Source organism: Paramagnetospirillum marisnigri, from assembly GCF_001650715.1.
In the GTDB taxonomy this organism is placed as follows: domain Bacteria; phylum Pseudomonadota; class Alphaproteobacteria; order Rhodospirillales; family Magnetospirillaceae; genus Phaeospirillum; species Phaeospirillum marisnigri.
Genome location: NZ_LWQT01000120.1, coordinates 24,568 through 50,140 on the forward strand (window position 1 = coordinate 24,568; position 25,573 = coordinate 50,140).

General features: G+C 66.2%; 20 protein-coding genes. 9 read left to right on the forward strand and 11 right to left on the reverse strand.

Going from position 1 to position 25,573, the window contains the following annotated elements; all coding sequences use genetic code 11:
• Window positions 1-52: 52 nt before the first annotated feature.
• Window positions 53-898 carry a phytoene/squalene synthase family protein gene (locus A6A04_RS19700; RefSeq protein ID WP_082915081.1) on the forward strand — a complete coding sequence of 282 codons (846 nt, stop codon included), beginning with the start codon at window positions 53-55 and terminating at the stop codon, window positions 896-898.
• A 72-nt stretch (window positions 899-970) separates the two neighbouring features.
• On the opposite strand, the gene A6A04_RS19705 is transcribed toward A6A04_RS19700, so the two are convergent.
• The 4 genes from A6A04_RS19705 to A6A04_RS19720 all read right to left on the reverse strand — a co-directional run bounded on the left by A6A04_RS19705 (window position 971) and on the right by A6A04_RS19720 (window position 5,422).
• Window positions 971-3,955 (reverse strand): L-glutamate gamma-semialdehyde dehydrogenase, encoded by a 2,985-nt coding sequence (locus A6A04_RS19705; RefSeq protein ID WP_068495727.1) that lies wholly within the window; start codon window positions 3,953-3,955, stop codon window positions 971-973.
• Window positions 3,956-3,979: 24 nt separating this feature from the next.
• Window positions 3,980-4,171, reverse strand: a complete 192-nt coding sequence (locus A6A04_RS19710) for a YgaP family membrane protein (RefSeq protein WP_068495728.1) — start codon at window positions 4,169-4,171, stop codon at window positions 3,980-3,982.
• A gap of 76 nt (window positions 4,172-4,247) precedes the next feature.
• On the reverse strand, window positions 4,248-4,910 hold the full coding sequence (locus tag A6A04_RS19715; RefSeq protein WP_068495729.1) for a Crp/Fnr family transcriptional regulator: 663 nt from the start codon (window positions 4,908-4,910) through the stop codon (window positions 4,248-4,250).
• Window positions 4,910-5,422, reverse strand: a complete 513-nt coding sequence (locus tag A6A04_RS19720) for a glycine cleavage system protein R (protein ID WP_068495730.1) — start codon at window positions 5,420-5,422, stop codon at window positions 4,910-4,912. Before A6A04_RS19720 ends, A6A04_RS19715 begins: the two co-directional genes overlap by 1 nt.
• Window positions 5,423-5,513: 91 nt before the next feature.
• On the opposite strand from A6A04_RS19720, the gene A6A04_RS19725 reads away from it, so the two are divergent.
• A complete protein-coding gene (locus tag A6A04_RS19725) occupies window positions 5,514-5,957 on the forward strand; it encodes a c-type cytochrome (RefSeq protein WP_068495731.1) in 444 nt (147 codons plus the stop codon).
• A 23-nt stretch (window positions 5,958-5,980) separates the two neighbouring features.
• Window positions 5,981-6,802 (forward strand): class I SAM-dependent methyltransferase, encoded by an 822-nt coding sequence (locus A6A04_RS19730; RefSeq protein WP_068495732.1) that lies wholly within the window; start codon window positions 5,981-5,983, stop codon window positions 6,800-6,802.
• 23 nt (window positions 6,803-6,825) lie between these two features.
• On the opposite strand, the gene A6A04_RS19735 is transcribed toward A6A04_RS19730, so the two are convergent.
• The 5 genes from A6A04_RS19735 to recG all read right to left on the reverse strand — a co-directional run bounded on the left by A6A04_RS19735 (window position 6,826) and on the right by recG (window position 14,595).
• Window positions 6,826-8,865, reverse strand: a complete 2,040-nt coding sequence (locus A6A04_RS19735) for an O-linked N-acetylglucosamine transferase, SPINDLY family protein (RefSeq protein WP_245651316.1) — start codon at window positions 8,863-8,865, stop codon at window positions 6,826-6,828.
• A 31-nt stretch (window positions 8,866-8,896) separates the two neighbouring features.
• Complete coding sequence (locus A6A04_RS19740; RefSeq protein WP_068495733.1) at window positions 8,897-9,694, reverse strand: metallophosphoesterase family protein; 798 nt, start codon at window positions 9,692-9,694, stop codon at window positions 8,897-8,899.
• On the reverse strand, window positions 9,691-10,596 hold the full coding sequence (gene mamU / locus A6A04_RS19745; protein WP_068495734.1) for a lipid kinase MamU: 906 nt from the start codon (window positions 10,594-10,596) through the stop codon (window positions 9,691-9,693). Before mamU ends, A6A04_RS19740 begins: the two co-directional genes overlap by 4 nt.
• 49 nt (window positions 10,597-10,645) lie before the next feature.
• Window positions 10,646-12,424: a sensor histidine kinase gene (locus tag A6A04_RS19750; protein ID WP_068495735.1), complete on the reverse strand. Its 1,779-nt coding sequence runs from the start codon at window positions 12,422-12,424 to the stop codon at window positions 10,646-10,648.
• Window positions 12,425-12,513: 89 nt separating this feature from the next.
• Window positions 12,514-14,595, reverse strand: coding sequence for an ATP-dependent DNA helicase RecG (gene recG, locus A6A04_RS19755; RefSeq protein ID WP_068495736.1), 2,082 nt, complete (start codon window positions 14,593-14,595; stop codon window positions 12,514-12,516).
• A 73-nt stretch (window positions 14,596-14,668) separates the two neighbouring features.
• Between recG and A6A04_RS19760 the strand changes: the two genes are divergently transcribed.
• From A6A04_RS19760 to A6A04_RS19770, 3 genes are read left to right on the forward strand one after another with little or no spacing between them, the layout of a single operon-like run.
• Window positions 14,669-14,935 (forward strand): FAD assembly factor SdhE, encoded by a 267-nt coding sequence (locus A6A04_RS19760; protein ID WP_068495737.1) that lies wholly within the window; start codon window positions 14,669-14,671, stop codon window positions 14,933-14,935.
• Window positions 14,932-18,402 carry a transcription-repair coupling factor gene (mfd, locus tag A6A04_RS19765; protein WP_068495738.1) on the forward strand — a complete coding sequence of 1,157 codons (3,471 nt, stop codon included), beginning with the start codon at window positions 14,932-14,934 and terminating at the stop codon, window positions 18,400-18,402. Before A6A04_RS19760 ends, mfd begins: the two co-directional genes overlap by 4 nt.
• 41 nt (window positions 18,403-18,443) lie before the next feature.
• Window positions 18,444-19,640 (forward strand): pyridoxal-phosphate-dependent aminotransferase family protein, encoded by a 1,197-nt coding sequence (locus A6A04_RS19770; protein WP_068495739.1) that lies wholly within the window; start codon window positions 18,444-18,446, stop codon window positions 19,638-19,640.
• A gap of 3 nt (window positions 19,641-19,643) precedes the next feature.
• Here the strand turns inward: A6A04_RS19770 and A6A04_RS19775 are convergent, their stop codons facing one another.
• Together A6A04_RS19775 and A6A04_RS19780 are read right to left on the reverse strand one after the other, a co-directional pair.
• The gene (locus A6A04_RS19775) at window positions 19,644-20,960 is read right to left on the reverse strand and encodes a GGDEF domain-containing protein (protein WP_172822830.1); all 1,317 of its coding nucleotides are present in this window, start codon (window positions 20,958-20,960) and stop codon (window positions 19,644-19,646) included.
• 284 nt (window positions 20,961-21,244) lie between these two features.
• Complete coding sequence (locus A6A04_RS19780; protein ID WP_082915083.1) at window positions 21,245-22,471, reverse strand: GGDEF domain-containing protein; 1,227 nt, start codon at window positions 22,469-22,471, stop codon at window positions 21,245-21,247.
• A gap of 247 nt (window positions 22,472-22,718) precedes the next feature.
• Between A6A04_RS19780 and A6A04_RS19785 the strand changes: the two genes are divergently transcribed.
• From A6A04_RS19785 to rpsB, 3 genes are all read left to right on the forward strand, one after another.
• On the forward strand, window positions 22,719-23,846 hold the full coding sequence (locus A6A04_RS19785) for an HD-GYP domain-containing protein (RefSeq protein ID WP_068495878.1): 1,128 nt from the start codon (window positions 22,719-22,721) through the stop codon (window positions 23,844-23,846).
• Window positions 23,843-24,610: a penicillin-insensitive murein endopeptidase gene (gene mepA / locus A6A04_RS19790; RefSeq protein WP_068495740.1), complete on the forward strand. Its 768-nt coding sequence runs from the start codon at window positions 23,843-23,845 to the stop codon at window positions 24,608-24,610. The genes A6A04_RS19785 and mepA overlap by 4 nt, the downstream gene beginning before the upstream one ends.
• A 161-nt stretch (window positions 24,611-24,771) precedes the next feature.
• Entirely contained in the window at window positions 24,772-25,569 is a 798-nt protein-coding gene (rpsB, locus tag A6A04_RS19795; protein WP_068495741.1) for a 30S ribosomal protein S2, read from the forward strand.
• Window positions 25,570-25,573: the final 4 nt, after the last annotated feature.

Genomic DNA, 25,573 nt, shown 5'->3' on the forward strand with positions numbered 1-25,573 from the left:
GCGATTGCGGCCCTATATATGCCATGCGCCGCCTTGGAGAAACAGAAGCTTGATGCCCCATTCCGACGACCTATCCCATGCAGCCCGTCAGGTCCATGACCTGGACCGCGAGCGCTTCCTGACCGCCCTGTTCGCGCCCAAGGATCGCCGTGAAGGTCTAATGACGCTCTATGCCTTCAACCTGGAGATAGCCCGGGTGCGTGAAAGCGTGCGCGAGCCCATGGCGGGAATGATCCGGCTGCAATGGTGGCGCGAGATGCTGGCGACCGTCGACGAGGATGGTGATGCGGACCGTCATCCGGTGGCGGCGCCGCTGCTGGATCTGGTGCGGGCCCACGCCCTGCCGCTGGAGCTGTTCGAGGCGCTGCTGGCATCCCGCGAGCGCGACCTGGACCCCGACGGCCCCGCCGACCTGGAGGCGGCCGAGACCTATGCCGCCGACAGTTCCGGCGCCCTGAGCCAATTGGCCATGCTGGCGCTCGGCGTGGGGGAGGAGGAGGCGTTGCGGGCCGCCCGGCATGTGGGTATCGCCTGGGCGCTGCTGGGGCAGGCCCGCGCGGTGGGATTTCACCTGTCAATCGGCCGGTTGACGCTGCCCGAGGCGTTGTTGCGCTTGGCGGGCAGCAGCGGCGGGGCGGTCATGTCCGGGCAGGCGCCGCGCGCCGCCATTACCCAGGCGGTACGGGCCATGGCGCAATTGGCGGATGGCCATCTGAAAAAGGCGCGGCGGCTGCGAGTGCCGAGGGCCGGGTTGGCGGCGGTGCTTCCGGCGGTGCTTGCCGACGGCCATCTTTCTGCGCTAAGATCATGTGGTTGGGATCCATTCCATCCCAAGCTGGCCCTGGCGAGGCATCGGCCTCTGGCTCTGGCTTTTTCCCATTGGCGGGGCCGTTTCTGACGCAAATTACGATATCGAAACGTCATGTTGCGGTATCGCAATGATGGCGCGTCAACCGCATTGACGTAATGTTCAGCCTTGTTGTCCGGCCAGGAAGGCGGCATCGCCACCGGCAGCGGCGGTATTGACGCTGAGGCAGGTTTCGGCGGCATAGCGCAGCAGGGTATTGGGGCCGCCCGCCTTGGGACCGGTCCCGGAAAGTCCTTGTCCCCCAAAGGGTTGCGATCCAACCACCGCGCCGATCATGGAGCGGTTGACATAAACATTGCCCACCCGCAGCCGGGCGCGAATATGGTCGATGGTGGCATCGATGCGGCTGTGGATGCCCAATGTCAGCCCGTAGCCGCTGGCGGCGACGGTGTCGATGACAGCGTCCAGCCCTTGGGACTCCCAGGCCACCACATGCAGGATGGGGCCGAACACCTCGGTGTCGAGACGCTTGGCATCGGCCAATTCGAATACCCTTGGGGCGAAGAACAAGCCGCCGGAAGTGCTGGGCGCCTGGGCCACCAGTCGGGAGCAACCGGCCATGCGCTCGGCATGGGCCTCCAGCATGGCCTTGGCCTCGGCATCGATCACCGGGCCGATATCACTGGCGAGGTCCTTGGGATCGCCCACCACCAATTCGGCCATGGCGCCGACCAGCATGGGCTCAAGTTTCACCCAGGCCTCGCGCTGAATCAGCAACAGGCGGAGCGCCGAACAGCGCTGGCCCGCCGAGCGGAAGGCACTTTCCATCACATCACCCAGCAATTGCTCGGTCAGGGCGGAGGAATCGGCGATCATGGCGTTGATGCCGCCGGTCTCGGCGATCAGCGGCACGATGGGGCCATCCTTGGCCGCCAGGGCTCGCTGGATGGATTTGGCGGTGGCGGTGGAACCGGTGAAGGCCACCCCGGCGACGGCGGGATGGGACACCAGGGCGGCTCCGATGGCGGGGCCGCCGGGGACCAGATGCAGCACCTCCTTGGGAATACCGGCGGCGTGCAACAGGCGCACCGCCCGGGCGGCCATCAGCGGCGTCTGTTCCGCCGGTTTGGCCACCACCGTATTGCCCGCCGCCAGGGCGGCGGCCACCTGACCCACGAAAATGGCCAGGGGAAAGTTCCACGGCGAGATGCAGACGAATACGCCCCGGCCGCGCAAGGACAGGGTATTGGCCTCCCCCACCGGGCCGGGCAGGTGGTGCGGCGCGAACAGCCTACGGGATTCGGCGGCATAGAAACGCAGGAAGTCCACCGCCTCGCGGATTTCGGCCAGGGCGTCGGGGATGGTCTTGCCCGCCTCAATGATGGCCAGGGCCATCAAGCCGACCCGGTCAGCCTCCAGCGCATCGGCGGCCTTGTCCAGCAGCGCTGCCCGCGCCGGGGCGCCGAGCCCATCCCAGGCGGCAAAGGCGGTGGCGGCCGTCGTCATGGCCTGCTCCGGATCGGCGTCGGGCGGAGACGGCGCGGGCGGCACCTTTGCCAAGCCCTTCTCCAACTCAGCCAGGGCCAGGGGGCAGGCGAGGTCGAGGCCGCGTGAATTGATCCGCTCGGCGGCGAACAGGTCGCGGGGCTGCGGGATGGGCGAGGGGGCATCCAAGCGGTCGAGGGGATCGCCGACAACCTCCGCCACCGGCAGGGCGGAATCGGCCAACCGGTTGACGAAGGAGGTGTTGGCGCCGTTCTCCAGCAGGCGCCGCACCAGATAGGGCAGCAGGTCCTGGTGGCTGCCCACTGGGGCATAGGTGCGGCAGGGACGGCCGGGCACCATCTGGTGATAGAGCGATTCGCCCATGCCGTGCAGGCGTTGGAACTCCCAGTCGGCGCGGCTGCCCGCCAGTTCCGCCACCGCCGCCATGGTATGGGCGTTGTGGGTGGCGAATTGGGGAAAGATCACGTCCCCGGCGGCCAGGGCGGCGGCGGCGCAGGCCAGATAGGAGATGTCGGTGGCGGCTTTGGTGGTGAATACCGGATAGGCATCGAGGCCACGTTCCTGCGCCCGCTTGATCTCGCTGTCCCAATAGGCGCCCTTGACCAGGCGCAGCATCAGGCGACGACGACCGGCGCGGGCCTGATCGGCCAGCCAGCCGATCAGGGCCTGGGCGCGGGTCTGGTAGGCCTGCACCGCCAGCCCGAAGCCGTCCCAGCCCGCCAGGGAGGGCTCGGCCAGGGCGGCGGCGACGGCATCCAGGGACAGGTCCAGGCGATCGGCCTCCTCGGCATCCACCGTCAACCCGATATTGACGTCCTTGGCGAGGCGGCACAGCTCCAGCAGGCGGGGAATCAGCTCGGCCCGCACCCGCTGGCGCTGGGCCATTTCGTAGCGGGGGTGCAGCGCCGACAGCTTGACCGAGATTCCCGGCCCCGCCACGGGACCCCGCCCGGCCGAGGCGCGGCCCACCGCGGCGATGGACTCGGCATAGGAATCGAAATAGTGCCTTGCGGCCTCACCGGTGCGCGCCGCCTCGCCCAGCATGTCGAAGGAGTGGCGATAGCCCTTGGCCTCCCATTCGGCGGAATGGGCCAGGGCCTCCTCGATGCTGCGGCCCATGACGAACTGGCGACCCAGCAGTCCCATGGCTGCGATCAAGGCGCGGCGCATCACCGCGTGGCCCAAGCGCTCGGCCAGGGAGCGTACGGCACCGGGTTTGACCGGGTGCAGGCCGCGCGCCCCGAACATCAGCGCCCAGGTGGAGGCGTTGACGAAGGATGACGGGCTGTGGCCGAGATGCTCCTCCCAATGGGCGGCGCCCAGCTTGTCGTCGATCAACCGGTCCTGGGTGGCGGCATCGGGAATGCGCAGCAGCGCCTCGGCCAGGCACATCAGGGCGACGCCTTCCGGCGTCGACAGGCGGTATTCCGCCAGGAATCCGTCGAGATCGAGGAAATGGGGGCGATGGGTCCGGGCCAGTTCGACCATGGCCCGTGCCTGGGCGAGAATTTTCCGGCGCTGATCCGTCGACAATGGCACCGAATGGGCCAGAAACGGCACCAGCGATCCCTGGTCGGCCGCCTTCAACTGGTGAAGGGCGGCACGGCTGGGATCGCTGGCGAAACCGGAGGTCTGGATCATTCAACCTCCCGGGGGGATGCCCCCTCAGTCGGAAAGCTTGCAGGTCTTGAAGCCGAACAGGGTATAGGCCGGGCACCAGCTCAGCAGCGCGGTCAACAGCGGCACCACGCCGATCCAGCCCCACCAGCCGATGGTACCGGTGGCGGCCAGGGCGATGAGGGCGAGTCCGGCGATGATGCGGGCGATGCGGTCGATGCTGCCGATATTCTTGCTCATAAGGGTCTCCTGCATTGGATATGGCGATGACGTGGCGGCATTAAACCCATCATCGCCATCCGCGTCCGTGACCAAGTCACACACCGCTGCTCAATGACTCGATGGCTGCGCGATCCAATACCGTCAGGGCACCGCGCCCCAGCGCCACCCAGCCCCTCCGCTCGAATTCCTTCAACTGGCGGCTGATGACCTCGCGCGCCGTGCCCAATTCCACCGCCATGTCCTGGTGAGTGGCCCGGACGGCGCCATCGGCTCCGGCACGGCCCAGCAGCCAGCCCGCCAGTCGCACGTCGATGCGGCCGAAGGCCACTTCCTCGATCAGCATCAGCAGGTCGGCGATGCGCAGCGCATAGGCGGAAAACACGAAGTCGCGGAAGGCCTCGGAACGAGCCAGCAGGGTCTTGAAGGCCGATGACGGCAGGATGATCATCTCCACCGGCGTCTCCGCCACGCCCTCGGCGCCATAAGCCTCGTTGGCGATCAGGCAATTGGTGGTCAGAACACAGGATTGGCCGCGTTCCACCCGGTAGAGAACAATCTCGCGCCCGCCTTCCGACAGCTTGTGAACCCGGATGGCGCCGTCCACCACCAGCACATAGTTGGAACATTCGGCGCCGTCGCGAAACAGCACGGTCCCGGCGGGAACGGTCATGGCCCGGGCCGACTGGTCGAACAGCCGTGCCGAGTCGGGGTCGAGGCGGGTCAGCCCGGGGAAACTGGTCAGGCTGGGGTCCGCCATTACACCGCTTCCACGACGCAAGTGAGGTTGAGCTCGCCCGCCGTGTTGTTGACGGTGGCGAGGCAGGCTTCGACCCGGGCGGGGATGGAGACCGAAAAACGGGTGACATAGATCCCCTGTTCGGGGATACGCTGGGCGTCCATGCGCACGATATTGGCCTGGAACTGGCCGAATACCTCGGACAGTCGCGCCACCAGACCGGGGCGGTCACCGCCGGAAACCACCACCCGGTGGGTGATGCGGCCCAAGGGCCCATGGCTGGCGTCAAGCTCGAAGCCACGCACCGAGACGCGCGCCCCGGCCAGTTCGGGCAGGTGGCCGAGATCGGCCTCCACCTCGGCGGGGCTGAGATCGGCCGGAATATCGCAGACCGACGAGAATTCCCCGCCGCTGCCCAGCATGGCGAAGCTGGTATCGCCCAGATTGGCGCCGATATCGAACAGCCGCCCGGTGATGGCCGCCACCAGGCCGGGACGATCGGGGCAGAACACGGAAATCAGCACGGTGGACATGGCGGCCTCGCGGTTTGGAGCATTCTCGACGTCATCATGGGCCAGACGCGGCCATTTGTTAACCCCGAGACATCCGTCTATACTCCGCGCCATGAAACGTGCGCTGGTCCTGGCAATAGTCGTGGTGGCCGCCCTGGTGGCCGGTTGGTGGTGGTGGCGGGAAAAGACCTTGGCCATCGACCCCGCCGATTCCGTCCAGGTGGCGCGTGGTCGGGTACTGTATGCCACCCATTGCGCCTCCTGCCATGGTGCCCAGCTTCAGGGCGAGCCCGACTGGCAGACCCGTAAGCCCTCGGGCGAGCTTCCGGCGCCGCCCCACGATGCCAGCGGCCATACCTGGCACCATTCGGAAGAGCAGTTGTTCGCCATCATCAAGCACGGTATGGCGCGCTTCGCGCCGCCGGGCTACAAGACCGCCATGCCGTCCTTTGTGGGCGTGCTGACCGATTCCGATATCCGGGCGGCGCTGGCCTTTATCGAGTCCAACTGGCCGTTGGAAATCCACCAGCGTCGTGCCGCCATGGGCGGGCGCTGACCAAGCAGAAGGGGGGAGCCGCCTTGGCTGCCAAGATCAAGATCGGCAATTACGGCTATACCTGCCAGCCGCGCTGGGGCTTCGGGCGTCCGACCCATCCCCGCCTGACCGAGATCGTGGAACGCCACCGCGCCGATTACGGCCGCCTGATCGACCGTTTCGCCGAGTTGTCCGATCTGTTCGCCGCCATCCCGTTGCAGGCGCCCGAGGATTCTCCCGGCCCGCGCTGGATGAATCCGTGGTTCACCGCCGTGGACGCGGTGGCGCTGACCGGCATGCTGGCCCGCCATGATCCCCGGCTGCTGATCGAGATCGGCTCGGGCAATTCCACCAAATTCGCCCGCCACGCCATCACCCAGCGGCGCTTGCGCACCAAGATCGTCTCCATCGATCCCGAGCCGCGCGCCGAGGTCGATGCCCTGTGTGACGAGGTGATCCGCGCCCCGGCCGAATTCGTCGATCCGGCGGTGTTCTCGCGGCTGAAGAGCGGCGACATCCTGTTCATCGACAGTTCCCATCGCAGCCTGGAGAATTCCGACGTCACCGCCTTGTTCCTGGAGGTGCTGCCCGAGCTGCCGCCCGGCGTCATCGTCCATATCCACGACGTCTATCTGCCCTACGACTATCCGCCCCATGCCGAGGGGCTGATGTATAACGAGCAGTATCTGCTGGCCGCCCTGCTGCTGGGCGAGGCCAAATGGCTGGAACCGGCCTTTCCCGCCTTCCTGGCGTCGCAGGACCCGCAGTTGTCGGCGCGGCTCGATCCCATCTGGCGGGCGGTGGGGACCAACGCCTTCCCGGCGCCGTCCAATTCGTTCTGGCTGAATATCAAGAAACGCCGCTAACGATCTGACTCAATAGGCATAAATCATATATTATTCTCCCCCCGCGAAGCCAGGGGAGGGGGCTCGGTCGGCGCAGGTTCTTCCACGTTGATGTCCGCCGGTTTCTTGCCGGCGGCATGACGGGTCCAGGCCTGGATGAGGCCGTCTTCCAGGGCGTGGGCGAAGCGGGCGGGATCGAAGACGGGTGAGCTGGGCAAAGCCTGCATCAGGTGCTGGCGCAACCCCGCCAACCGGTCGGGATGGCGGCCCAGTTCGGTGGCCCGGGCCAGGAAGACTTCCGGTGTCGCCACGGCAAGCTCCGCCAGTCCCACCGCATGCAGCAGCGAGGTCGCCACCCGAGATCCCAGCCGAGGGCCGGTGACGGTCAGCATGGGCACCCCCATGCGCAATGCGTCGGCGGCGGTGGTATGGGCGCCGCAGACCAGGGCGTCCAGGAACAGATCGGCGGCGGCAATGCGCCGCAGATGCTGGTCACGCGGCAATGGCGGCGCCCAGATCAGGCGGCCGGGATCGATCCCGGCGGCGCGGGCGGCCTGTTCCAGCCGCGCCCTGGCGGCATCGGGCGGCGCCAGTTGCCACAATACCGAGCCCGGCACGGTGGCGAGGACCGCCAGCCACAGGCTGAAGCTTGCGCGATCCAGCTTGCGATGGCCGTTAAAGGAGCAAAACACCACGCCAGTGGCGGGCAGGCCCAGTTCCGCCCGATCGGGAATCGAACCCGGCGGGCTCCATGCCTGATTGGCCTGATAGCTATGGGGCAGGCGGATCAGCGTCTCGCTGAAATGCCCGGCATGGTCGGGCGGCACCAGCACCGGATCGACCACGGCGTAATCGAGCCAGGGGGCGCCGGAACTGGCGGCGAGGCCCAGCCACACCGCCTGCACCGGCGCCGGGCGATGGGCGGCGATGCCGGGGCGGGCATGGCGGGTGAAGACCGAAAGGTCGATCAGGACATGGACGCCATCGGCGGCGATGCGGGCGGCGGCGGCACGGTCGGTCATGGCGGCGAGATCGACGAAGGCGCCATGGCAGTCGGCGGCGATCCGGGACCGCCAGTCCGAGCCGTCGTCCGGGCCGACGGAATAGGCTTTGGGAATGACCCGACTCCGGTCGTGATGGCGGAACAGATCGCCTGCCAGATGCATGGTGGCGTGGTCGCGGAAATCCGGCGACAGATAGCCTACCACCAGGGGCGGCGGCGCCTTGGCCTGGGGCCGGATCACCGGCCGGGGCAGGCTCGGCACCCGGAAGGTGGCCTCGGCGCTGGCGATGCGGCGCAACTCCTCGCCGCTGAACGGGTAGAACAGGGCGTCCTGGGTGGAGATCAGCAATTGCCGCCGCGCCAGGGTGTCACCAAGCCGCGCCCGCATCTCGGCGAACAGGGCCTCCTCCTCGTCCCATTGGGCGCCCTCGCGATAGGCGCGCAGCAGGTGGCCCTGGGGCGCGGCCAGATCGGGGGCGAGTTCCAGGGCGCGCTTCAGCCGCTCCACCGCCGCGTCGACGCGGCCCAGCCGCAGCAGGGTCTGGCCCAGCAGCGCCTGCAACTCGGCGACGCCGGGATGAAGCCGCACCGCGTCCTCCAGCGGCGCCAGGGCGTCCTCGGGCCTGCCGCTGGCCAGCAGCAGGCCCAGATTGACATGGCCGCCGGGATGATTGGGCGCCGCCCGGGTCAGGCGGCGGAAAGCGGCCACCGCCTCGGCCTGACGGTTGAGCTGGCGATAGGCGTTGCCCAGGGCCAACAGGCTTTCCGGGTCCTCGGTGGCGGCCAGCCGTTCGAGGAGGGGCAGGGCCTCGTCGGCGCGGTCCAGGGCCAGCAGCCCCTTGGCCTTGCTGAACAAGGCGGGCTGGTGTCCGGGTTCGGCCGCCAGGATACGGTCGAGATGGGGCAGGGCCTCGCCATGGCGCCCGGCCATCAGCAGGAACAATGCCAGATTGTAGCGGAGCGACGCGGCGCCGGGGGCGGCGGCCACCAGCCGTTCCACCACGGCGATGGCAGGCTTCAGCTTGCCCGACTGGGCCAGCTTTGCCGCTCTCGCCATCTCCTGGTCAATGTTCAGCGCCATGGCGCCTTTGTCGCCGAGCCCGGCGCCGGTTTCAAGGTGGAAAGACGTGGGTGGGATGGGCGATGCCTCGCCAGACCCCGTAACGCTTCTCGAACCAGTGATGCCGGATGGTGTGGAACACCTCGCCACTCCAGCCCTGGACTCCGACTTCCATGTGATCACCGTCCAGACGCACCAGACAGTAGCCGTTGGAATCCTCGCGCAGGCGGGTGGAACAGGCGGTGGTTGCTTGGACCAGCACCAGCGATCCGCCCTTCTCGCCGTTGATCAGCTCCACATGGGCGTGGTGGACATGGCCGGTCAGCACCAGATCGATGCCGTGTTCCACCAGGGTCTCGTAGGGATGGCCGCCGCTGGTGGTGGCGGGGGGATGGTGCATGAACACCACCCGGGCGGCCTTGGGGTTGGCCTCGGCCAGGGTGGTCTCCAGGTGGTCGAGATGGGAATCCTTCAGCGCGCCGGACTTCCAGCGCAGGCTGCGGGTGCTGTCCAGCCCCATGGCGACCACCGCCGAATCGGCCCAGACCGGCCGGACATCGTGGCCGGGAAGGTTGCGATGGAATTTGGCCCGGGGCCGGAAGAGGCGGGCCAGCGGACGATACAGGGGGTAAAGGTCGTGGTTGCCGGGCACCACCAGGGCGGGGGCCGGGATATGGGAGAGGAAGGCGCGCGCCTCGGCGAACTGGTGCGAGCGGGCGCGTTGGGTCAGATCGCCAGAAATGATCACCAGATCAGGGCGGTGATGTTCCAGGTCGAGCAGGAGGGCGCGAACCACCTTGGCCTCGGTGCGGCCGAAATGCAGGTCGGAGAGATGGGCGATGGTCCTCATGGCGCTTCCGGCCGAGGCGGCATCAACACGCGCAATGCCTGGGGCCGGGCCTTGAACACCAGTGGCGAGGCCATCACCGTCACCTCGCCGTCCAGCGAGACCATGATCCGGTGCTTGGGACTGGTGACCCGGACCTCGCGGGTGACGAAAGTCTGAAGCCTGCGACTGCCACGCCAATGCCCGATAACGGTCTCGGCCATCAGCCACAGCAGCGACAGGCGCCCGGAGCAGGCCGCCACATGGATTTCAAGGGTGCCGGAATCCAGGCTTTGACGCGACAGCGGCGGCGTTTCCTCTCGCCAGGCATTGTTGGTGATGAACAGCATGGGGGTCCGAACCACCACATGGCCCTCGGGAAGGTCCAAGGTGACGTCAACCATGGGGTAACGACGAAAGGCCCTGAGCGCGGCCAGGACCATGGCCCGCCATTTGCGCATGCCGTCGCGCTGCAGGTGGTCGCGGCGGCGCACGATCCAGGGATGCATGCCGAGCGAGGCCCAGATGGCGAAAGGCAGGCCGTTGACCTCGGCCAGATCGATATGGGCGGGGGAGGCATTGGCCAGGACGCGGGCGGCTTCGATCGGGTCGGCGGGGAGGCCCAGATCGCGGGCGAACAGATTCAGCGTTCCCAAGGGCAGGATACCCAGTGGCTTGTCGCGACCGAGCCCGGCGACGATGCCGGTGAGAATGGTGCCGTCGCCGCCGCCGATGACCACGGCATCCAAATCCGGGCGTCTGGCCGCGTCGGAAAGGGTGCGCGCCAGATCGCGGCGGCTGACGATCTGTGGTTCCACATGGTGGCCGCCTTCGCCCAGCACGGCACAGATGGCCGCCACGGTGGCATCCAGGGGAAGCCTGCGGAAACTGCCGCCAGAGCGGTTGATGACCAGGGCCAGTCGCATGCTAAGACTTGCACCGCTTTCCAGGGCCGCTGTCAAGGGTGACGAGGGGTCAGTCCTTCGGCGGCTGGAATGGCAGGTCGAAGCAGAAGCTTGCCCCCTGGCCCAACTGCGATTCGACGTGGATGGCGCCGCCATGTCGCTCGACGATGCGCTTGCACAGGGCTAGGCCGATACCGGTGCCTTCGTAGCGCCCGGCGGCGTGCAGACGCTGGAAAATGACGAAGACCCGCTGGTGATAGGCTTCCTCGATGCCGATGCCGTTGTCCTCGACCCGGAAATGCCAGCGGCCATCCTGCTGAGTGGCGGAGATGCGGATCAGTGGCGCCACATCGGGCTTACGGTACTTGATGGCGTTGGACATCAGATTTTGGAACAGGCTGAGCAGTTGGCGACGGTCGCCGATCAGCGGCGGCAATTCTCCCACCTCGATGATCGCCGCGCTTTCCTTGATCTGGATCGAAAGATTCTGTCGTGCCTCGGCCACCACCTCGTCCAGGTCGCAGGGCTTGAACGGCTCGCCCTGGGAGTTGACCCGGGAGTAGGCCAGCAGGTCGACGATCAAGTCATGCATGCGCTTGGCGCCGCCAACGGCATAGGAAATGTATTCCCGCGCCTGATCGTCCAATTGTTCCTGATATCGCTTTTGCAGCAATTGGAGATAGGAGGCGATGGATCGCAGCGGCTCTTGCAGGTCATGGGAGGCGATATAGGCAAAACGTTCCAGGTCGGCGTTGGAGGTGGCCAGTTGCCGGGCTTTCTTCTCGGTTTCGGCGCGCAATTCCTCCAGATGATGGGTACGCTCCTCCACCTGCCGTTCCAGGGAGTGGCTTTGAGCCTCCAGTTCGGAGGCCAGCAGCATGCGGGAATAGGCCCGGCGGTCCGACAGGCTGGCCAGCCAGAACAGCATGACCGCCAATATGGTGATCGCCACCGCCAGCGAGGCGAATTCGATCCAGAACGAGGCAAACGCGGTGGTTCGGGTTATGCCCACCGTTACCACCAGGGGATATCGTTCCAGGGTGCGGTAGCCGACGATCTTGGCATTGCCGTCCGCCACCGAGATGAAACGGGCAATGCCATGGGGGGTGCTGGCGAGGAATTTTGTGAACAGGTCACTTTTGGCCACCGAGCGGCCGAAAGACCCATATTGATCCGGCAACCGGGCCAGAAAGATGCCGTCACGGCGAAGGACCGAAATTCCGCCGGCCGGTTCGATCAGCAGGCTTTCCAGAACCTCAACCAGATAATGGGGGTCGATGCCCAGTCCCACCATGCCCCGGAAATTCCCCTTGGCATCACGGATGGCTCTTGAAAGAGGGATGATCTGGTGTCCATCCAGACGGTCGGTGATGGGATCGCCGACCAGCATTCGGCCCTGGTCGAGCCCCGCCCGATGGGCGCGGAAATGCTGGCGGTCCGAGACATCGATGGGCTGGCCGACCAGCCCGGTGGACGCCAAGCCGGGGCCGACCGACTTGCCATCGATACCGGCCACCACGAAATTGCGGGCCTCGGGAAAGCCGACCAGACGGCTTTGGAACCAGTTCAGCTGATCCGGCTTGGGCCAATGATCCGGGTCAATGGTCTGGCTGGCTTCCAGCAGTAAATTATCGATACTGCGGAAGGTCGAATCGGTCTGGAACTCCAGCGTCCGGGTCAGGGTGGTGACCAGGGATTCGGCGGCTCTGTTGGACTGAGTCCAGGCCACCCAGGTATGGACCGAGGCGAGCACGAGCATGAGGGCAATCACCACCATGCTGGCCTTGCGGGCGGCCATGGGGACCTTGGGAGACTGTATCGAGTCGCGCTGATCCAGGGTGGCGGTCAATCGTCCCTCTTTCCAGAACTGGAACCTGACCCGAGTATCATGGAAATTCCGGTCCTCCGACCCTGACAAAAGTATTAGTTAAGGCGACTTCAACCGGAACGTAGGGTCCTTACGGCGGCATCTCGCTCAAAAAGGTAGAGCAGAATGCGCAGAGCCTCGCCTCGGGGGGTGGTCAGGTCGGGGTCTCGCTCCAGGATAAGGCGGGCATCGTCACGGGCGGCGGCCAGCAACTCGCCGTGGAGGGTCAGATCGGCCAGGCGAAATTCCGGCAACCCGCTCTGGCGGGTGCCCAGCATCTCGCCACCGCCGCGCAGGCGCAAATCCTCCTCGGCGATGCGAAAACCGTCCTCGGTGGCGCGCATGATCTCCAGACGGGCCTTGGCGATCTCGCCCAGGGGATGGCCGTAGAGCAGCAGGCAGCGCGACGCCTTGTCGCCGCGTCCGACCCGGCCGCGCAACTGGTGTAACTGCGCCAGGCCAAACCGCTCGGCGTGTTCGATCACCATCACCGTGGCCTCGGGGACGTCGACACCCACCTCGATCACGGTGGTGGCCACCAGGACGGAGAATTCGCCCGAGGCGAACTTCTCCATCACCGCATCCTTGGCGGTGGGCTTCATGCGGCCATGCACCAGTCCGACCCGGTCGCCGAACATCTCGGACAAGGCGCGATGACGCTCCTCGGCGGCGGCGAGGTCCGAGGTCTCGGACTCCTCCACCAGCGGGCAGACCCAATAGACCCGGGCGCCGCCAGCCACGGCTCGCCCGATCGCCGCCGCCATCTCGTCCAGGCGGGCCAGGGGAACCACCCGCGTGTCAATGGGTTGACGACCGGGCGGCTTCTCGTCCAGGCGGGAGACATCCATGTCGCCATAGGCGGTCAGCAGCAGGGTGCGGGGAATGGGGGTGGCGGTCATCACCAGCATGTCCACCGCCGTGCCCTTGGCGGCGAGGTCGAGGCGCTGATGCACGCCAAAGCGGTGCTGCTCGTCGATCACCGCCAGGGCCAAATCCTTGAAGACCACATCTTCCTGGAACAGGGCATGGGTGCCCAGCAGGATGTCGACCTCGCCCGAGGCCAGGGCGGCCAGCACCTTGTCGCGGGCCTTGCCCTTGTCGCGGCCGGTGAGCAGGGCAAGGCGGATGCCCGCCGCCTCGGCCAGGGGCGAGATGGTGGCGAAGTGCTGGCGGGCGAGGATTTCGGTGGGCGCCATCATGGCGGCCTGGGCACCGGTCTCCACCGCGCTCAGCATGGCCAGCAGCGCCACCACCGTCTTGCCCGAGCCCACATCGCCCTGGAGCAGGCGCAGCATACGCGACTCGGATGCCATGTCGGCGTCGATCTCGGCCAGGGAGCGGCTTTGCGCCCCGGTCAGGCTGAAGGGCAGGGCGGCCAGCGCCTTGACTCGCAGCGATCCGTCGCCTCGCAGCACCCGCCCTTTCAGGCGGCGCATCTGGGCGCGCACCAGGGCCAGGGCAAGCTGGTTGGCCAACAATTCATCGAAGGCGAGACGGCGCCGCGCCGGGGTATCGCCGGTGGCGGCGGCCTCGTCGGCGGGGGTGTGCAGCGACATCAGGGCCTGATGCCAGCCGGGCAAGCCTTGCCGGGCCAGCCAGGGCCCATCCTGCCATTCTGGCAGGTCGGGAGCCTTGGCGATGGCGGCCTTGACCGATTTCGCCACCAGCCGCCCGGTGAGGCCGCCGGTCAGGGGATAGACCGGCTCCACCGTCATCACCTCGGCCAGCTTGTCCAGGGGCGCGATGTGGTCGGGATGGCTGATCTGGATTTCGCCGTTGAAATGCTCCACTAGGCCGCTGACCACCCGGACCTCGCCCTCCGGCAACTGCTTCCTCAGCCAGTCCTCGCGGGCGTGGAAGAACACCAGATGCAGGAAGCCGGTCTCGTCCGAGAGGCGCACCCGATAGGGACGCTTGGGTGTTTCCGAGGGAAAATGGGCCTCGACCCGTACCACCAGGGTGGCGACCTTGCCGTCCGGGGCATCGGCCACTTTGGGCGAGAAGCGGCGGTCGATCACGCCCGAGGGCAGGTGCCACAACAGGTCGACCACCTTGCCGCCCGCCAGCTTTTCATAAAGCGGCGCCAGCCGGGGACCGACCCCGGCCAGGGTGGTGACCGGCGCGAATAGCGGGAACAGGCAGGAAGGGCGCATGGGGAGGCTGACAGACGGGAGGCGAGGGGCTATATCCTAAGCCTCTTGCCAACCGAAGCAATGCCTGGGTGTGATGGACGATCCCAAATTCAGACGCGTGATGCACCGGGCCCATTACATGGGCTCCAACGAGAACGACATCCTGTTCGGCGGTTTCGCCGAGAAATATCTGGCGAGCCTGAGCCCGGCCCAGTTGGATAAGTTCGAAGCCCTGCTGGCCAACAACGACACCGACCTGTTCAACTGGGTCACCGGCAAGGAGCCGGTGCCCGCCGAATGGGACGACGAGGTGATGACCCGGATCAAGTCCTTCGTCCAGAATGAAGCGGCACGCTGTTGAAAAGACTGGATGACCTGATTTCCCAGGCGGGCTCGTTCGCCGTCGCCGGAGCGCCGGAAGGGCGCGACGCCCTGCTGGTGGCCGAACTGGCGGCGAGCGCTGGGGATATTCTGCTGGTGGCCCGCGACGATGGCCGCATGGCCCGCCTCGCCGAGGCGCTGGCGTTCTTCGCCCCTGATCTGCCGGTTCTGGAATTCCCCGCCTGGGACTGCGTCCCCTATGACCGGGTCTCGCCCAATGTGGATGTGGTGGCGCGGCGCATCGACACATTGGCCCGGCTGGCCGATGGCGGTGGGCAGGGGCCGCGCCTGATCCTGACCACCGTCGCCGCCCTGGCGCAGCGGGTGCCGCCGCGCGAGGGGCTGGCCAAGGCCACCCTGAACGCCCGCCCCGGCGCCAGCCTGTCCATCGAGCGGCTGGTGGAGTTCCTGCATCGCAGCGGCTATGTCCGCGCCGACACGGTGATGGAGCCGGGCGAATTCGCGGTGCGTGGCGGCATCGTCGACCTGTTCCCGCCGGGTGCGGCCGAGCCCATGCGGCTCGACTTCTTCGGCGACGAGATCGAGGCGGTGCGCAGTTTCGACCCCATGAGCCAGCGCACCACCGGCCCGGTGGCAGGATTCTCCTGCCGTCCGGTGAGCGAGGTCGGGCTGGACGACGCCTCCATCGCCCGCTTCCGCGCCGCCTATCGCGAGCTGTTCGGGGTGGTCCAGGGCGCCGACCCGCTCTACGAGAGCATTTCCGAGGGCGTCAAGTTCACCGGCATGGAGCATTGGCTGCCGCTGTTCCACGATGGACTCGACACCCTGTTCGCCTATTGCCCCGAGGCGGCGGTGGTCCTGGACCATCAGGCCGACGAGGCCCTGGCGGCGCGGCACGCCCTGGTGCTGGAATACTACGACGCCCGCGTCTCCATGGGCGGATCGGGGCTGGCGGAATCCGGCATGGTCTACCACCCGGTGCCGCCGCCCAAGCTCTATCTGGAGCGCGACGAATGGGACCGGCTGCTGGCGGTGCGGCCGGTGCTGCGGCTGTCACCGTTCGATGCCATGGACGGGGGCGCCGCGTTCGACGCCGGGGGGCGGCTGGGGCGCGATTTCGCCGATGTGCGGGCCCGGCCAGGTGTCAACCTCTATGACGAACTGCGCCAGCATGCCGAGGAGCAGGCCAAGACGGGGCGGCGGGTGGTGGTGGCCGCCTGGACCATTGGGTCACGCGACCGCCTCGCCGGGCTGCTGAAGGATCACGGCCTCAAGGGGGGGGAAACGGCGGACAGCTGGACCGATGTCCAGGCGCTGCCCAAGGGCAAGGTGGCGCTGGCGGTGCTGGGTCTCGACCACGGCTTCGTCACTCCCGATCTCGCCCTGATCACTGAGCAGGATATCCTGGGCGACCGTCTGGCCCGCCCGGCGCGCAAGAAGAAAAAGGGCGCCCAGTTCATCGCCGAGGCCTCGGCCCTGTCGGAAGGCGATCTGGTGGTGCATGTGGAGCACGGCATCGGCCGCTATGACGGGCTGGTGGCGCTGCAGGTGGCGGGCGCGCCCCATGACTGCCTGCGGGTTCTCTATGACGGCGGCGACAAGCTGTTCGTGCCGGTGGAGAATATCGAGGTACTGACCCGTTTCGGCTCGGATCAGTCCGGGGTGGCGCTGGACAAACTCGGCGGCACCGCCTGGCAGGCCCGCAAGGCCAAGCTCAAGAAGCGCATCCGCGACATCGCCGACCAGTTGATCGGCATCGCCGCCCAGCGGCAACTGCGCCAGGGCGAGACCCTGACCCCGGCGGAAGGGCTCTATGACGAATTCTGCGCCCGTTTCCCCTGGGCCGAGACCGATGACCAGATGCGCGCCATCGAGGATTGCGTCGCCGATCTGGCTTCGGGCAGGCCCATGGACCGGCTGATCTGCGGCGATGTGGGCTTCGGCAAGACCGAGGTGGCGTTGCGCGCCGCCTTCGTCGCCGCCCTGCAAGGCCTGCAGGTGGCAGTGGTGGTGCCCACCACCTTGCTGGCGCGCCAGCATTTCCGGACCTTCACCGAGCGCTTCAAGGGCCTGCCGGTGCGGGTAGAACAGCTTTCCCGCCTGGTGACCGCCAAGACCGCCACGGCGGTGAAGGCCGGTGTGGCGGAAGGCTCGGTCGACATCGTGGTCGGCACCCATGCCCTGCTGGCCAAGGGCATCGGTTTCAAGCGCCTAGGCCTCTTGATCATCGACGAGGAGCAGCATTTCGGCGTCGCCCACAAGGAACGCCTGAAGCAACTGAAATCCGACGTCCATGTCCTGACGCTGACCGCCACCCCTATTCCCCGCACATTGCAGATGGCGCTGTCGGGGGTGAAGGAGATGAGCGTCATCGCCACGCCGCCGGTGGACCGTCTGGCGGTGCGGACCTTCGTTCTGCCCTATGACCCGGTGGTGCTGCGCGAAGCCATCCTGCGCGAGAGGTATAGGGGAGGGCAGGTGTTCTATGTCTGCCCGCGTCTGGCCGATATCGACCGGGTGGCCGAGCGCCTTGCCAAGCTGGTGCCCGAGGTCAAGACCGCCGTCGCCCATGGCCGCCTCGCTCCCGCCGACCTGGAGGAGGTGATGGTGGCTTTCGGCGACAAGCAGTACGACGTGCTGCTCTCCACCAATATCGTCGAATCCGGCCTGGACATGCCCAGCGTCAACACCCTGATCATCCATCGCGCCGACATGTTCGGCCTGGGCCAGCTCTACCAGCTGCGCGGCCGGGTCGGGCGCGGCAAGACCCGGGGCTATGCCTATTTCACCCTGCCCAACGACAAGCTGTTGTCCAAGGCGGCAGAAAAGCGCCTCCAGGTCATGCAGGCCCTGGACACTTTGGGGGCGGGCTTCCAACTGGCCTCCCACGATCTCGACATCCGGGGCGCGGGCAATCTGCTGGGCGAGGAACAATCGGGCCATATCCGAGAAGTCGGCATCGAGCTGTACCAGCAATTGCTGGAAGAGGCGGTGGCCGCCGCCAAGGGCGGCACCGGGGCCGAGGCCGCCGAGGAATGGTCGCCGCAGATCGCCATCGGCTCGCCGGTGCTGATCCCCGACACCTATGTGGCCGACCTCTCGGTTCGCCTGGGTCTGTACCGCCGCATCGCCGCCCTGGACACTTCGGAAGAGATCGAGGCGCTGGCGGCCGAGCTGATCGACCGCTTCGGTAAGCTTCCGCCTGAGGTTGAGAACCTTCTGGAAGTCATTGCAATAAAAGCTCTTTGCAAGCAAGCTGGTATCGAGAAGGTGGATTCAGGTCCCAAGGGGGCGGTGGTCACTTTCCGGGGCAATGTCTTCGCCAATCCGGTCGGTCTGGTGCAGTTCATCAGCCGGGCGGGCGGGTCGTGCAAGCTGCGTCCCGACCACAAGCTGGTCTTCCTACGCAACTGGGAAGACCCCCGCGACAGGGTTGCGGGATTGAGAAAGGTGGTCGGCAAAATGGCGGAATTGGCTTTGGCCTGAAAAAGGAGTATAGCCCCAGGCCTCGGATTTTAGGAATCACCATGAAATATCCTCAGCCCCCCGCGGTCGTTTCCCTCGACGAAATCCTTCCCGACGAGCCCCTGCTGATGATGGGCGCCGGTCCGGTGCCGATTCCGCCCAAGGTGGCCTATGCCAACTCGCTGGTCATCAACCATCTGGGCGACACCATGAACCGGGTGGTCGAGCAGGTGAAGAGCATGTCCCGCTACGTCTTCCAGACCGAATCCGGTCATGTGATGGGCGTGGCCGGTCCGGCCTCGGCCGCCATGGAAATGGCCATCGCCAATCTGGTGGAGCCGGGGGCCCGGGTCCTGTCCATCTGCAACGGGCTGTTCAGCTCGCGACTGGCCGAGATGGCCGGTCGGGTGGGGGGCGAGGTCACCCGCTTCGACGTCCCCGACAAGCAGAGCGCCAATCCCGCCGATATCGAGCGGCTGCTCAAGGAAGGCCGCTATGCCGTCATCACCGTGGTGCAGGGCGAGACCTCCAACACGGTGTGGAACCGTGATCTGGTGGAGATCTGTCGCCTGGGCAAGCAGTATGGCTGCCTCAATATCGTCGACGCCGTCTGCACCCTGTCCACCATGGAAATGGAAATGGACGAGTGGGGCGTGGATGCCATCATCACCGGTGGCCAGAAGGGCCTGTCCTCCATTCCCGGCGTGTCGCTGATCGCCTTTTCCGAGGACGCCTGGCGCCATATCGAGAAGCGCAACGCTCCCATGGCCCATTGGTGCCTGGATGCGCGGTTGGCCGACAATTTCTGGAACAAGCACGCCTATCACTACACCGCGCCGGTCTCCGGCATCCTGGCGCTGCACGAGGCGCTGCGTCTCATCGGCGAAGAAACCCTGCCCTCGCGCTTCCGCCGCCACGCGGTGTGTTCGTCGGCGCTGCAGGGCGGTATCGAGGCCATGGGCCTCGACCTGCTGATCCAGGCAGAGGCAAGGCTGCCCTCCGTGGTAGGCATCACCGTTCCCGACGGCGTGTCGGCCGACAAGGTCCGCCACATCATGTCCCAGGTCCACAAGGTGGAAATCTCGGGCGCCTTCGGGCTCAACATTCTGCGCATCGGCCAGATGGGCGAGCAGAGCCGCACCCATAACCTGTTCCGCACCATCCACGCGCTGGGCACAGCCATGCGGGTGGCTGGCGGCAAGGTCGACCTTCCGGCCGGCATGGCGGAGATGGAGCGGGTGCTGGCCTCGGGGGGCTGAGCCTCAGCCCTCGACCACCACCCGGTCGCGGCCCTGCGCCTTGGCGGCGTAGAGGCGCCGGTCGGCGATGGCGAGCCAGTTCTGGTAAGACTGGCCTGCCTCGCCATCCCAGCAGGCCACGCCCAGGCTGGCGGTCACGGGTATCCGGACTCCGCCCCGGGCGGCGATGGGGGAGGCGGCCAGGGCCTGGCGCAGCCGCTCGGCAATGACCACGGCGCCGGATTCGGCGGTGTAGGGCAGCAGGATGGCGAATTCCTCGCCGCCCATGCGGCCGATGATATCGCCCGGCCGCAACTGCCCCTTGGCGAGGCTCACCAGCGCCTTCAGCACGTCGTCGCCGACCAGATGGCCGTGGGTGTCGTTGATCCGCTTGAAGTGATCGAGATCGAGGAAGACCAGCGACAGCGCCGCGCCCGAGCGCCGGGCCTTGGCCATTTCCTGCTCGGTGCGCTCCTGGAACTCGCGGCGGTTCAGGGCGCCGGTCAGGGGATCGGTCGAGGCGAGAACCTGCAGATTCTCGTGGGCCACCCGCAACTCCCGCAACGCCGACTCGGCCTTCTCCTGGGCGTGGCGGGTAATTTCCAGCATCTGCTCCTCTGTCAGGACCTTGGAGAAATCCTTGGTGGTCCAGAACGCCACCACCACGCCATAACTGAGGATGGTGAAACCGGCGGCGAAGATGCCGTGGGCGTACCACCACATGTGGTTCCAGGGCGCCGATTGCAGGAAGGCCCAGGACGACTGGGCAAAGAACGCCACCGCTATGGCGAAATAACGGGTCATCATCGGCGCCTTGACCCGGCGGACCAGCATGATGGTCAGGCTGAGCAGGGACAGGGCGAGGGCGGTATGTTCCATGCCAAGGTGGAGACTGAGCATCTCCTGCGGCCATTCCAGCGACCCGGCGGAGAGCACGGCAGCCAGCCCCCCCATGGCGGCCCACCACCAGCCCCATCCGGGCTGGGAGCGGTCTTGCTGGCTGGATGCGCGCCCGAAAGCCAGGACCGCAGCCAACAGGAAAATGGCCATGGCCAGACGCGAGGCGGGACCGAAGATCAAAAAGAGGCGCAGGCAGGAATCCGCCAGAACCGTCAACGGGCCGTGCGGGGCATAAAGGATGGTGAAGCTGCCGAATCCCAGGGTCAGCCAGCGCAGGAAGGGTTCCCGCGAGTCGCGATAGCAGAGATAGGCAATGAAGGTGACGAAGCCGCCTTCCACCGTCGCCACCGCCATGGCGAATTCATGCATGGGAAACGACTTGAACACCAGCGAGGGCGAGGTGAATTCCCGGATGTAAAGAATTCCGACGATCGGCAACATGGCGAATGCCAGTTGCAGCAATACGGCATAGGCATGCGTCAGGCGATAATAGGACGACGTGTCGACTCCGCCGCTGGTCTCAGCCGGTCGAGCCGCGTCATGTCCCACAGAAAATGGCTTGTCACCATGAGCATGCATGACCGCGCGAGGTCCCGAACTAGCTATCCCAACACGTCTTCCGGCGGACCGATCACAAGAAATCAGTTTCCGGCTTTACCTTAGGGAGCAGCCTATCCCGCCTTCACGGTCGTATATACCAACCGAAAGTCCTAAGCAAAACGCCGTCAGAAGATGGGTTTGTCCCCAAAGACCAGGGTAATGCCTTCCGGTAGGACGGCGCGGTCGCGGCCCGAGCGCTTGGCCTCGTACATGCGCTGGTCGGCCAGTTCGATCAATTGGGGCCAGTCGGTGGCATGGTCGGCATTGATCTCGGCGACGCCGATGGACGCGGTCATGGGGCTGCCATCTGGCCGCAGGCCGAAGCCGGTGGCGCGCAGGCGCTCCAGCATGATCTTGGCGCCTTCGGTGGTGGTATCCGTCAGGATGGCGACGAATTCCTCGCCACCCCAGCGGACCAGGACATCGCCGCGCCGCAGCCCCTCGCGCAGTCGCTCCGACAAGGTCCGCAAGGCCTTGTCGCCTTCCTCGTGACCGAACTGGTCGTTGATGGACTTGAACTTGTCCAGGTCGAAAAAGGCCACGCACATGGGAGTGTGCTTCATGGAGGCCAGCCGGAACTGCAGGTCCAAGGCCTCGCCGCCGGACCGCCGGGTGTAGGCGCCGGTCAGCGGGTCGATCATCGCCCGGTTAACCAGGGCGGTAATGTAGTGAAGCTGGCTCATGCCCGAGAACATGGCCACTCCCATCACCAGCACCATCAGCCACAGCATGGGGCCGTGCTGATCCATGGTTAGGGTTTCGCCTCCCAGAAACAGGCCAAGAATGGCGAAAAAGAAGGCCGGGGCCGAGAACAGCGCCACCTCGAAGGCGGTCAGCGGAAAGATGGCGAGCCCCGCCAGGACGATGTTGGGCATCAGGGCGTAAAGCTTAGTGACCAGCAGGGCGGTGCCGGTCACATTCAGCGAGGCGGTGATGTGGATGGACAGGATGTAGAAGACCGGCGGCACCAGCAGCATGCCCATCAGCATGGCATCGGCCTGAAGTCGGGTCTTGCTGATTTTCCACGGCCAGGCCAGCAGGAAGAAGACGACGCCGGAGCCCAGGCGCAGCACCGTCATCATCGCCCATTCCGGCCAGGGAAACACGAACCAGTCGATGATGGACCACAGCGGCACCATCAGGGCGAAGATGGCCGCCACCAGTTGGATGCGCGAAATGATCACCGAGGCGGCATGGCGCCGGATATGGGCTGAGTGCCGCAACGGCACCAGCAGGTCGAAGAACTGGCCCCAGGTGATCTTGATGGGAGCGAACAAATGGGCCGCGAAAGAGCGCCAGCCCCTCGGGTTGTCGCCGTCATCGCCAATGATGTCCGATTGGATCTGTCCCATGCTGGCCGTCCCCTTCGCGTCGCCGGGCCCAGCCAGGAGCGGGCCATCCGGCGGTGGGGCTGAACCTAGTCAAATTTCCATGGGGTTACAATGGATATGGCGTGGCGAGATATGTGCGGCATGGGCGAGAGGTCGCCACAGTCTTTGGTGCTATATGGCAAGTCTGGTCTGACCAGATTTGACCTTCCGCAAATCCCTCCCTATGATTCGGCCTCCCGTTTTCCAGAAAGGGGGAGGGGTAGTGACCATGGGGACGCCGAGTCGGCCGCCATCAGCCGTCCATCAGGGTCTGGCAGAACGCCTGATCTGCATACATGACGAGATCAAGGGGGGCGACGATTTGACGGCGCTCAGCCGGATCGCCATCGCTCTGTATGACGAGCGCACCGATATCCTGAAGACCTTCATCCATTCCAGCGATGGCGACAGCCCGTTCGATCATTCGGCGGCGCGGCTTTCCACCCTTCCCACCTTGCAGGAACTGGCCCGTACCGGCGGGCGCCGTGTCATCAATGACCTGGAGGCGGTGGCCGCCACCGGGCAGGAGCATGCCAACAGGCTGTCGTCCCTGGGCTATGGCTCCAGCTACACCATGCCGATCCGCTCGAAGAACCAGTTCTTCGGCTTCCTTTTCCTCAATTCATTCAGCAAGGACTTCTTCACGCCCAAGGTCGTGCACCGGCTGCGGCCCTATGCCGAGATGATCGCGCTGCTGGTGATGCGCGAGCTGGACATGGTGCGCATGATGCAGGCGGCGGTGCGGGTGATCCGCCAGGTGTCGGCGGTGCGCGACGAGGAAACCGGGGCCCATCTGGCCCGCATGGCGCGCTATACCCGCATGATCGCGGTCAAGCTGGCCGATCGCCACGGGTTCAACGACGAGTTCATCGAGTACCTGTTTCAGTTCGCCCCGCTGCACGACGTGGGCAAGATCTCGGTTCCCGACCACATCTTGTTCAAGCCCGGCAGGCTCGACGAAGGCGAATTCGAGATCATGAAGGGCCATGTCAAGCGGGGCCTCGAGATCGTCGACCTGATGGCCCATGATTTCGGCATGCAGTCGCTCAGCTATTTCAGCGTGCTGCGCAATGTCATCGCCTATCACCACGAGGCACTGGACGGCAGCGGCTATCCCCATGGGCTGAAGGGGGCGGAGATTCCCATGGAGGCCCGCATCGCCGCGGTGGCCGACGTGTTCGACGCCCTGACATCGGAACGTCCCTATAAGAAGGCCTGGAGCAACGATCAGGCACTGGACTTGCTGGTGGACCAATCGGGCACCAAGTTCGATCCCGATTGCGTCGCCGCCCTGGTTGACTGCCGGGCCGAGATCGCCGATATCCAGAGTCGGTTCGAGGCCACGGTGTTCGATTGAAGTCTCTTCTCCTGTTCATCCTGGTGCTGCTGGGAGCGTCCCAAGCCGATGCCGCCGAGGTGATCGGCGGTGCCGCCGCGGGCTGCGTCGCTGGTGCCGAGGCTCTTCCCCTGGTCTCGGAGTCCTATCAGGTGCTGCGTCCGGCACGGCAGCGCTATTGGGGCCATTCCGATACCGTCGCCTTCGTGAAGAGTCTGGCGGTCTCCACGGCAGGGCAGGGGCTTCTGTTGATGGGCGACATGGCCCAACCCAGGGGCGGTCCCATGCCGTCGGGCCATGCCAGCCACCAGAACGGGCTGGACGTGGATATCTGGTTCAGGGTGGCGTCCACGCCCCTCTCCGAAAGGGAACTGGCCAATCCGCGTCCCCTGGCCATGGTGCGGGGCCAGGATGTGTCCGAGCACTGGGGGCCGGTCCAAGCCGCCATGCTGGAACGGTCGGCCCGTGCCCCCGAAGTGGAGCGGATCTTCGTCAATCCGGTGATCAAGCTGGCCATGTGCCGCGCTGCCAATGGCGGCGAGCGGTCATGGCTGGGCAAGCTGCGGCCCTGGTGGGGGCATGACGAGCACTTTCACGTCCGTCTGCGCTGTCCGGCCGACAGTCCCTTATGCGAGCCCCAGAAGCCGTTCCCCGAGGGCGACGGCTGTGGCGAGGAATTGCTGTCCTGGCTGGCGAAACCGACATCGCCCGTGCCGCCCGAACGTCCCCATGTCCAGACCCGGCCCATGCCCGAGGCCTGCGCCACCGTCTTGAACGGCAAATAGAACTTCACTTGCAAAGCGCCGCGCAACGGCGTATGTAGCGGCCACCAATCCACACGCGGGAATGCGGCGGCGGCACGGCTGTGTCGTTCGTTCGCTCCGGTGTCAGGCTTCGGCCCGACGACTCCCGCGGAGGTTCAACCGGAGAAGCAAAGGATTTTCCGATGGCTCTGCCCACGTTCACCATGCGTCAGCTCGTCGAAGCCGGCGTGCATTTCGGCCACAACACCCGCCGCTGGAACCCGAAGATGTCTTCGTACCTCTTCGGCATCCGCAATGGCATCCACATCATCGACCTGCAGCAGAGCGTGCCCATGCTGCACCGCGCCATGCAGGCGGTGCGTGACGTGACCGCCGGCGGCGGCCGTGTCCTGTTCGTCGGTACCAAGCACCAGGCCTCGGGCATCGTCGCCGAGAGCGCCCGCCGTTGCGGCCAGTACTTCGTCAACCATCGCTGGCTCGGCGGCATGCTGACCAACTGGAAGACCATTTCCAACTCCATCAAGCGGCTGCGCGAACTGGACGAGCAGCTGACCTCGGGCGCCCTGGGCGGCCTGACCAAGAAGGAGCAGCTGGTGCTGCAGCGCGAGCGCGACAAGCTCGAGCGCGCCCTGGGCGGCATCAAGGAAATGGGCGGCCTGCCCGACATCCTGTTCATCATCGACACCAACAAGGAGCAGCTGGCGGTTCAGGAAGCCAACAAGCTGGGCATCCCGGTGGTGGCGATCATCGACTCCAATTGCGATCCGGCCGGCATCACCTATCCGGTGCCCGGCAACGACGACGCCATCCGCGCCATTCAGACCTATTGCGATCTGATGGCTGGCGCCGTTCTGGACGGCATCTCCGCCGAGATCACCCGTGGCGGCGGCGACGTGGGCGCCAGCTCGGAAGCCCCGGTCGAGCAGATCCCCGAGGTGGTCGAGGCCGCCGAGGGCGAGGCCGCCGCTCCGACGGCCTGAACCT